Source organism: Aneurinibacillus thermoaerophilus (genome assembly GCF_900099925.1).
GTDB classification, from domain to species: Bacteria; Bacillota; Bacilli; order Aneurinibacillales; family Aneurinibacillaceae; genus Aneurinibacillus; species Aneurinibacillus thermoaerophilus.
In genome coordinates this window covers 1-7,975 of record NZ_FNDE01000062.1, presented here as the reverse complement: position 1 = coordinate 7,975, position 7,975 = coordinate 1, and the positions used below count along the sequence as shown (strand labels likewise).

Annotated in this window: 8 protein-coding genes; all 8 read left to right on the top strand. The window is 43.1% G+C overall.

The window, feature by feature from the left end:
- The coding region (locus BLR88_RS18065) for a phage tail family protein (RefSeq protein WP_217639408.1) at window positions 1–3,306 on the top strand (3,306 nt) is incomplete at its 5' end.
- A 15-nt stretch (window positions 3,307–3,321) separates the two neighbouring features.
- The gene (locus BLR88_RS18060; protein WP_091261496.1) at window positions 3,322–3,957 is read left to right on the top strand and encodes a LysM peptidoglycan-binding domain-containing protein; all 636 of its coding nucleotides are present in this window, start codon (window positions 3,322–3,324) and stop codon (window positions 3,955–3,957) included.
- On the top strand, window positions 3,954–5,018 hold the full coding sequence (locus BLR88_RS18055) for a hypothetical protein (RefSeq protein WP_091261494.1): 1,065 nt from the start codon (window positions 3,954–3,956) through the stop codon (window positions 5,016–5,018). The genes BLR88_RS18060 and BLR88_RS18055 overlap by 4 nt, the downstream gene beginning before the upstream one ends.
- Window positions 5,018–5,407 carry a hypothetical protein gene (locus BLR88_RS18050; protein ID WP_091261493.1) on the top strand — a complete coding sequence of 130 codons (390 nt, stop codon included), beginning with the start codon at window positions 5,018–5,020 and terminating at the stop codon, window positions 5,405–5,407. The genes BLR88_RS18055 and BLR88_RS18050 overlap by 1 nt, the downstream gene beginning before the upstream one ends.
- Window positions 5,404–5,802 carry a DUF2634 domain-containing protein gene (locus BLR88_RS18045; RefSeq protein WP_091261491.1) on the top strand — a complete coding sequence of 133 codons (399 nt, stop codon included), beginning with the start codon at window positions 5,404–5,406 and terminating at the stop codon, window positions 5,800–5,802. Before BLR88_RS18050 ends, BLR88_RS18045 begins: the two co-directional genes overlap by 4 nt.
- Window positions 5,802–6,911: a baseplate J/gp47 family protein gene (locus tag BLR88_RS18040; RefSeq protein WP_091261489.1), complete on the top strand. Its 1,110-nt coding sequence runs from the start codon at window positions 5,802–5,804 to the stop codon at window positions 6,909–6,911. The genes BLR88_RS18045 and BLR88_RS18040 overlap by 1 nt, the downstream gene beginning before the upstream one ends.
- Complete coding sequence (locus BLR88_RS18035) at window positions 6,911–7,585, top strand: DUF2313 domain-containing protein (RefSeq protein WP_091261488.1); 675 nt, start codon at window positions 6,911–6,913, stop codon at window positions 7,583–7,585. Before BLR88_RS18040 ends, BLR88_RS18035 begins: the two co-directional genes overlap by 1 nt.
- Window positions 7,586–7,588: 3 nt before the next feature.
- On the top strand, window positions 7,589–7,906 hold the full coding sequence (locus BLR88_RS18030; RefSeq protein ID WP_091261486.1) for a hypothetical protein: 318 nt from the start codon (window positions 7,589–7,591) through the stop codon (window positions 7,904–7,906).
- Window positions 7,907–7,975 lie beyond the last annotated feature (69 nt).

Below are 7,975 nucleotides of genomic sequence, written 5' to 3'. Positions count from 1 at the left end.
CTGGCTCCTTTGGCGTATGGTCTACTCTTTTCAAAAGATGCATTTTTAGCGTTAGGTCTTGCCATGAAAGGGATGCAGGCGGGCGCGATGGCTGTTCTTCCTCCTCGTGTCGTACAGATGGCCAAAAGATTCGATATGTTTAGGAAGGCAATTATAGGATTGCCTAAAATGCTCGCAGGACTTGGCCCAGCTTTGGCTACGGCGTTTAGGGTAGCCCCTCTCGCACTAGCAAAATTTGTGGCGGACTTTGTAAAGCTCAATCCAATGCTGACTACTTTCTCTTTGCTAGCCACTGTGATTATTGATAACTGGGAACGCGTTGGTCCCTTATTAAAAAAGATATGGGAAGATATCAAATATGCTTTCAAACCTGTTCTTGACTTATTCCGTGATGCAAATGGCAATATATGGCCAAAGATGCGCCGAATCCTTGAGGAAATCAGTAGGGTAATAGGGGATATACTGGTCGGCGCTTTACAGGTTATCGAGCCGCTAATTCGTGGTATTGCCCAAGTGATTAATGGTGATTTCAACAAAGCTGCTCAATCATTCGAAGAAGCTTTCAAAAATATCGGATCGATTTTTGATACGATTTTCAAAAACTTCGACTTAACCAAAGCTATTGAGTTTGGGTTAAAAATTGGTGGGTCGATTCTTGATGGCATCACAAAGGCTTTATCAACTGGACTAAAAAAACTATTTGAGTTAAACGTACAAGCAGTAGCTTCCGGTGACGTGGGAAAAATCGCAACTGCGCTTACAGCCGATTTGCTTGTTGCTGCAGGTGCCGCACTTCTGGCCGCTCCCGCTTTCCGTGCAATGAAAGCCATGTTTTCCATGGTAGGTGGGAAAGAAGGTGCGGTAAGTGGCGGTCGAAAAGTCGGAGCGATTGCTGCTGGTACTACCCGTACTACAGTCCAAAAAGTAAAAACAATATATGAAACGGTTAGACACCCGAGACAAGCGATTGCTACTGCCTTATCCCCACTCTCAGCACTCGCAGGATATGCAATGGCTGGGATGGGTATTTCTTCGCTCGCAACCGCAAGACAGCGCCAGACAATGCGCCAAAAAGGTCTTGGATTAAACACAGCGGATATAGAACGATGGGGATTGCGAGAAGGACGTACAATTGCTTCCACACGTGATTTACAGCGAAACATCACTCAAACGGGCCGTTATAACGGCCGGCAAATTTTTATGGCGCGGCAAAGTTATCTATCCCGTATGCTGTTTGGTCAGAAATTCTACACTTATCAAGGTGGCCGCATTCAGCGAGATGCGAATGGAAACATCATGCGAGACGCAAGCGGGGCTATTATGTACACTCATGCACAACGAAACTTGCTTATGCGTCGTGGCGGTCTTTTTAATCGAAGAGGTAATGATGATCGCATTGTAGACCGTAACATTTGGAGTGAACGCTATACTCGCGCAAGAGGGGCTATTATTGCAGCAAGAACACAGGTGAGATCATTTGCTCAAAACCATCTCATTGCGCCACTGGCTACCCCGATTCGTAATAAAGCACAAGAGTATGCTATTGGAGCAAAAATGCTCGTAGATCCTGTTAAACAAGGAATAGAGGGAAAAATCATTGGGGCAAAGATGTTATATGATAGCTTTACCGGTTCACGATTCGCAAAAGGTGCGAGCCGCTTAAACAACTATGTTACAGACCGAATGGAAAAGGCAGGATTAACCAATCACTACGCTAATATGTTCCGCACAAAAGATTCGGCCGGGAACCCTCTGACGCGTCGCCAGCAGATGATGAACTTCGTGAAAACCGGCGTAACAGGAACAGCAAAAACAGGTTTCGGTATTATCGGCGGCACCGCTAGAAGAGTGGTAGGTGCTGGGCGTATGATTGGTAAAGGAATTGGCATGGCTGGGAGCGGTATTGGCATGTTAGCAGCTGGCGCTATGGCCTTCGCTCCATGGTTGGCCATTGGTGCTCTGGCAGGTGGAGCCTTATACAAAGGGCTATCTAAAGGGGCGGACGGAAAAAGTGATCCATCCAACGTGGCCAAAAACATTGATAAAATCACGATGGATATCCAAAAGAACGGCGGAAACCGTATTCGCGCTTTCTGGAAAGTATTCACCACTGAAGGTCCAAAGGTTCTCCGCGCGGTTGGTAATTTAATAAAAACAACATTCCAAGTGATAGCAAAAGCTTTACCACCTATCATGCAACAGGCATGGAATTGGATCAAGTCTATGGCAGGGGCGGCGTGGAACTGGATTAAAACAAACGGATTAACCTTGCTCAGCAACTTAGCATCCGGGGCAATGTCGCTTTTAGGAAAGGCATGGAACTGGGTTAAAACAGACGGCATCCGCTTGTTCGGGTTGTTAATCCAATGGTTACTTGGTACAGCTTTGCCTGGCCTTGTTGTAGGCATTATCAAATTACTAAAAGGTGCTTGGGAATGGGTAAAATCAGATGGGATGCGCTTATTGGGAGAGCTATTTGATTGGATCATTTTCACAGCCCTTCCCACTTTAGCTTCTTCCATCGTAAAAGGACTATTATCTGCCTTTACTTCTGTTTGGGAGAAAGTAAAAGAATTGTTTGGTCAAGGAGTAGAAACAAAAGTTAAGGTCGATTATAGCGTACCATATGGGCCACCAGCCCCGAAAACTCGACCAACTCCACCTGTCACTCGTAAAGTAGACAATAAAGAGGTATTTAATCCAGCGGCACAAAAGAATTCGTTTTTACCATACGCTCTTACGAAACATGTTGAAAAGAAAGCTAATGGAGGTATTGTAGGTGCTGGAAATAGTATCAAAAAGTTTGCTAATGGCGGTATGGCAGGTAAAGGCGGAATTGTTAAAGTTCCTACATGGGTAGGAAACGGAGAAGCAATTGCAGGAGAAGTACCTGGACAACCAGAGATGGTAATTCCGCTACATCCGAGCAGGCGCGCTCGTGCAATTTCGTTATGGCAACAAACTGCAAGATTGATTGGCATAAAAATGTTTGCTAATGGTGGCATCGCTGGTTCATCATACCGCGTTCCGTTTCTTGGTTCAATCCGAGAGCTGTTTACTTTACAAAAACAAGAGGAAAGTACAAAAAGAGAATTTTCTCTTTCTACTTCTTCACAAAGCAAAACACCAATTGTCATTCAATTTGGTGATATCAATATAAATGGCGGAAATAACAAGGAAGAAATCGGAGACTATGTTCAAAAAGAACTGGCTAAATTCGCTAAAAAAATACCAGGAATTATTGAAGCAATCGAACGAAAGAAGCAACGAAATAATGCTTCTTATCGCCCTGGCTTGTCTCAATAAAGGAGGGGAGATAGCATGTTAATCATCGGTGATGTAAAAATGACAGGGCTCGCTGCTCCCGAAAATTTTCCCCTGGGTGGCGAACAGGTTATAGCAACACATAAACTCCCTGGCGGCGGAGTTATTAACCAACCACGTGGATTCTTTCCTGTTTTAGAGTATGGTTGGGAAGGTACGTTTGACGGCCCAGACGCGCATCAGAAGTTTGCTAAACTTGAAAAGTATTGCCAGTCAGGAGAAAGTGTGCAGGTTTCATTCCACACCTTCTCCTTTTATTGTTTCGTGCAAAAAATCGAACCTTTATGGGTGCGTAAAGACTGGCTTGATTTCACTATCAATCTTAAACGCGACCCATCAAAAACAGTAGCTTCAACCAAAACATCTGCTACCAATGCTCAAAAAACATCTACAGCTTCTATGGTCGCAGCCAAACGTCTAATATCCTCTGTAGTATCTCGGCAAACCATACAACAAAAGAAACCTAAAAAGATAATACATGTTGTCGTTAAAGGGGAAACACTCCGAAAAATCGCGCAGAAATACTACAAGGACCCGGACGAATTCGAAAAAATTTATCAAGAGAATAAAGCGGTTATCGGAAACAACCCTAACAAAATCAAAGAAGGTATGAAGTTGGTGATCCCCCTATGATCTACAAACAATCTGTGTACGGAACGCAAAAACTGTTTGGTGAAGTGTACTTGGCTGGGCAAAAAATCGGCTTTAAAGAGTGGAGTGTAGATTTATGTGCATTTGATGAAGCGGATAATTTCGATGTAACAGCGCCATGGAATGTAGGAGGAAATGGCATTCTCGCTTCTAATGCAAAAGCAAGCACAACTCTTATTTCCGGGAAGGATATTCCGGTTCAAATTAAAATTGGGGATCGCGAATTGATTAACGGCATTGTTGATGAGCCAGACTGGGATTTTACTGATGAGGAAAAAGTTATGATTTCAGGACGCGGGAAAATCGGAAGATTAATTGACCGTGAAATTCCGCGCAACATCAAGAATCGCACAGCCTCTTCTGTGGCAAATGAAATTTTTGCTTATCACAAACTGAAAGCGAAGGTAACAGCAACGTCCCGTAAGATCGGTTCATATTCGGAAGACTCCCAAACCGCAAACACAAAAATGAATGATTGGGAGCTGCTAAACTGGCTGGCAGAATGGGAGGGATTTGTGGTTCGAGTGAAAGGAAATGAAGGTTTTTTTGGACCACTCGACCAAATCCCAGAACTTAAGCTCGCTCCAATCCCCTTCACATACGGAAAAGATTGTGAAGTCCGTAGTATCAAACGACATATGAGTGGTGCCCGGGACATTATCGTAGAGGGGCGCTCCTACTATAAAGGTCGCACGATTATCGAATATTACCCGCGTACCCCCAAAGAAAATAAAAAAGGTGCATCAAATGACGAATCGGAAACAGCGCTCATAAAAAGATACACTTTAACCGGGCTCTCTCAAGAGCAGGTCCGTCTTCGTATTCGTTCCATATATCGTGAATTAACAAAATGCGACATAACAGGGGAGATTTTTACTCCGCGCTATGTAGACCTGGATACAGACCGCCGCATCGCTTTATATGGCGTAGGATTGGGGCTTTCACAAATTTATTATGTCACTCGCGTTCGCTACAGCGAAACGTTAGAAGATGGAATTACCACAACAATAAGCTTTGGAAACAAAATGAAAGAGGTGGGATAATGCGGAATCCAAGTATAGCTGAAATTACAAGCTCAAAACCGGAAGCAGAGAAAGTCATTCCCACTTTAAAGCCATCGGAGCAAGAACTCGGATGGCTTCCTTTCTTAATCGATGTAGAAGATGTGCATGTCGGACAAGAATGTTTTGTGATTCCAGCGGAAGGGACGTACGGGCAAAGTCTTGTCATTCCCATCGGCATCCGGTTGCCCCGAACTGCCACAATCACAAATCATGCCCCGATTGAGGTCTTAATCAAAGGAAAATCTATGCAATGCCAGACAACCGTTCCCATTACCATCAATGATGTTGGGAAAACAGCGTTGTTAGTACCAGTAGTCAACGAAAAAGAGGGACCGCTCAAATATGTAATAACTGGGGTGATACAATGAACGAACCCAATGAAAATGAAGTCTATACCGGAACTGACATCTTTTATGATGTGAAAAAGCGAGATATTCAATTTGTAGGCAATGAGATTGCTACCATGTCGCAAATTGAAAATATCCGGAACCAATTATATTTGCGGTTGCTTTGTGAGAAAGGCGAACTAATCTATTACCCTGAATATGGCACGAATCTTTATCGCATGCTTTCCAAGTCTATGACACCTGCTCAAATCCAAAAAATCGAAGGGGAAGTGCGGGATACTATCATGCAAGACCCGCGCGTGGACAATGTACAAAGCGTAACGGTAGAGGTGGGAAAAGATGATGTCGTAATCATCACAGCAAGAGTAACCGTACAAGATATCACATTTGATCTTGTGTTGGAGGAGGCGACGTAATGGCTATTGAGTTTCCAACACCCGACCAACTCATGCAAAAGTTTGTGAATGTATTGATTGGCGAGGGCGCTAAAATCGAGGAATTGGACGACCAGTGGCTTGTCAAACATATCGCAATAGGAACGCGGGATATGGTATATGACCAAATCATGGCAGCTAAATCTGTACATGAAGATCATAGCCCTTTCACAGCGAAAGGTGATGCTTTAGATGAGCAGTGCGAAGAATGGTCATCGATTGTACGAAGAAAGCTGGCTAAAAAGGCTATCGTACGCTTTAATGCCAAGCGTTCATCTCCTGCATCTGTTGATACACCAATTCCGGTCGGCTCTCTTATTACGACACAAGCTATAGGCGATATGCCAGCTATTGATTTTTATGTTATAACGACAAAGGATGAGCCTGATATACCGGTAATTCCTGCCGGTCAAACAAGTACATATGTATTAGCAAAGTGTTCGATTGAGGGAAAAATAGGAAACCTCTCTGCCGGAACGACGGTTCATCCTGGCATGGTTGGTGTAGATACAATTGAGGTTGTTGAACTGGTGGAAGAGGGCGCGGATAAAGAGGATGATGAAACACTACGTGGACGGCTTATCGAAGATATTCAAAACCGTGAAAAAGGCGGTACGGAATTTGATTATCCTATATGGGCCAAACAAATAACAGGTGTAGTTTCTGCCCGTAGCATCCCATTAGCGCGCGGAAACGGTACGCTTGATTTGTTGATTACCGGAACCAACGGACTTCCAACTCAGGAGCTTATTGATGAAGTACAAGCGTTCATAAACAAAAAAATTCCGGCTGGTGGTTGTAGTGTTCTCGTTAAAGCACCAACCCCCATTTATGTCGATGTATCAGCCCAAATCAAACTGTTGCCCGGTTTTACCTTCTCTACTATTCTTCCGCAAATTAAAAAAGCTCTTGATGCTTGCATCGAAGCGGAGAATAAAGTGCTTATTGTACGAACAAATAAGTTGCGTAATGCAATCAATGATATAGAAGGGGTATTTAATTTCACTTTGGATGCTCCAGCGAAGGATATTCCGTTGAGCGGCGGAGAGCTAGCTTTACCTGGAATATACACGCTTACTGAGGTGGTGTAATGGATGCGTTAAAAGAACAGCTTAAAAGCTACTTTCCCAAGCGATGGTTTAAGTTTAGCGGCATCGATATGGAGCGGTTGCTTAATGCCATCGTGGCCGTGATTAAAGAAGGGGAAAGAATCATCGAAAAAATAGAGGCGGAACGGCTGACAAAAAACTCTGTTGATACGCTAGCAGAAAAAGAGCGATTGCTAGGGCTAAGCAACGGTGAGAAGTTAACGCTTGAGGAACGTCGGCGACGCATTATAGTTCGGAAATGGGAGCGGGGTGGACCAACAAATACAGAAGAATTTGAAGCTGCTATGTCTTACTTGCTAAAAACTCCCGTAAATATCATTCCTTTTTTTCATGATTTTCTTGTCATATATGAGTTTCAGAATACAGACAAGGTTATTAATTTTGATGTTGCTGAAGAATATATCAGAAGAAATAAACTTGGACATTTAGCGCATCAATATCAAGCTAAAAACAAGGAAAAAGAGGCCATTGTTGTCTCCCTTAACGCCTACAACCACCCAATAGATTTTCCTATATGTGGCTTAGATGTACCCATGACAACATCTATATCAGGGAAAATTTTCAGTCAATCATTTTCTGTTTATGGTGATGAATATTATCACCGTGTAGATGGTCCAATTACCGGTTTTGAAATTACAATGAAAAAGGGGGAATAATACATGGCAGGCATTATTCAACCGCTATTGCTTGATTATATTGTTCAAGACGCAAGTGATCGTTTTGATCATGCTCTAGTAAATATATCTGGGGAACTTATTCAGTATCCGATACACAATACGATTATTTCTGGTCGCTCTGTACGAAAATACGTTTATGTAAAAGAGACAGAAGCTGTGGGAAAACAAATTCTTGGTGCATCACTAATGGACAACAAAGGCAATACACTAGCCAACACTGCCCTTAACGTTATAAAAAACGATAAGGGTTTTTTAATTGGGTTTGAATTTTTTGTCGAGGTGAAGGCGAATGACATATAAAAAACAAAGTTGGCTCGATGAAATCCCCGATTTAACCAAGCCAATTTTAGACCCAAAAACAGGGAAACA